Origin of the sequence: Geobacillus sp. LYN3 (assembly GCF_003064505.1) — a bacterium.
Taxonomy (GTDB): Bacteria; Bacillota; Bacilli; order Bacillales; family Anoxybacillaceae; genus Parageobacillus_B; species Parageobacillus_B toebii.
In genome coordinates this window covers 1-1566 of record NZ_QCWL01000046.1, presented here as the reverse complement: position 1 = coordinate 1566, position 1566 = coordinate 1, and the positions used below count along the sequence as shown (strand labels likewise).

Annotated in this window: 2 protein-coding genes; both read right to left on the bottom strand. The window is 31.4% G+C overall.

Annotated features, from left to right (window positions below; all coding sequences use genetic code 11):
• Positions 1-46: 46 nt before the first annotated feature.
• Positions 47-619 (bottom strand): type I restriction enzyme HsdR N-terminal domain-containing protein, encoded by a 573-nt coding sequence (locus DCC82_RS16920; protein ID WP_158268601.1) that lies wholly within the window; start codon positions 617-619, stop codon positions 47-49.
• Complete coding sequence (locus DCC82_RS16915) at positions 606-959, bottom strand: hypothetical protein (protein WP_097355073.1); 354 nt, start codon at positions 957-959, stop codon at positions 606-608. The genes DCC82_RS16920 and DCC82_RS16915 overlap by 14 nt, the downstream gene beginning before the upstream one ends.
• Positions 960-1566: the final 607 nt, after the last annotated feature.

Sequence of the window (1566 nt, the reverse complement as noted above, 5' to 3'; positions counted from 1 at the left end):
TTTTCTATGACCGAAATGCCCTATTTGTGCTGGGCTTTTTTATACACTAGCACTGGGGTGAATAGTTACCTCCTATGTATCCTTTATCTATTAGCATATTTATATATCTGTGATAATTTATCTCATCAAAAGATAATCTCCGCATAGTTCTTTTTTTAGCGAATTTTACATTACTATTTATTAAGTCCTCATATGTGTAAAGTTCCGTTGTCAGTAATTGGGCGGTTCCATTTTCTCTTATTTGATATATTTCTAAATCCTCCCCATTGGTTATTGCAACATACTTACTTTTTAATATGGATTGATAACTCATTACTTGTTCTAAGGTTTTTTCAGTAAGAGGAACATGGGGAGCTTTAACTTCAATAATTAATAAACATTCTTCTGAATTTGTTGCTTCATTAATATGCCAAACTACAATATCCGCTCTTAATTTTGATAAATTATCAATAGAGCTTAATAATAACTCAGTTTCTATCGCCTCTATAGGAATTTTCATTTGTTCTACAAGATATTTAACCACCTTTTGTCTAACTTTTTCTTCGGGAGTAGCGGGCCGTAAAATCCCTTTAACCATGTCATAAAGAAATTTTTTGCCGTTCTTTTTATATATCTTCATGTTCATCACCTTTGATATAAAAACACAACGGATACCTTTCAATGTAACCGACATCAATCACTTCGTTGTAGCCATTTACAACTATATCTAGCTCTGTGGTAACAGTAGATTTTAAGTCTAAACTTATATCAAACAAAATTACTGTATTATCAAATTCCTCAGCATATAATACTAAAAATAAGGTAGGATCTGTATCCGGAACCTTTTCGTCTACTAAACAATAAATTTTATACGGGTTGCTAAGCAATATGTTTCGTAACTGCTCAACATTGTCGAAACTAATTTTTCTATAAGTTTGCCCATTTCTAGAAAATTGGTCAGGAAATTGACTATTATTCACAACATCGTTCCTCCTCTATGTATCAAATATAATTAATTCTTGTAGGTACGAAGGACAAAAGTGAATACACAAGAACTTTTTCCATCAGTGGAAATTCATTTTTTTATTTTTACTTAATTTTTTTGGGGTTTTTACAGATCCTATCATGCTTTCAATCAAACTTAATGTCTAAAAGTTCTCTTCTTTCTATATAAGTTTTAACACCAGACAAACGTTCAAACGTTTTAATAAGATAATGGAGAGGTATAAAAACAATCTTCATTTTAAATATAAGTAACTATTCAACCTCCCGCTAGTTAATTTTATAGGAAAGAAGCACGAAGAGGGCTTTTTCTCTCCCAGAAAGCCTCCATTATAGCGATAGAAATCTTCCCTTTTGGTCAGTTGTAACGACAGAATTATAGTCCCATAAGCAACATGTAGAAAAACATCTGAAAATCGAAAAGAGTTGAACCAGTATCTCGACACACACAAATTATGTATTGCTCTAACTTTACCAATGTTCGTCTACTTTAATCGGTTTTCGATTTAAATATTAGTAACTATTCAGCCACATCATAAAGTGAGCTGAATATTTTCTTCTTTCCTTGTCTATGATGTGAATATT

What these genes read in the sequence shown, in the direction of transcription:
- DCC82_RS16920 (WP_158268601.1), bottom strand. Translation starts at nt 619, where the DNA reads ATGAAGATATATAAAAAGAACGGCAAAAAATTTCTTTATGACATGGTT.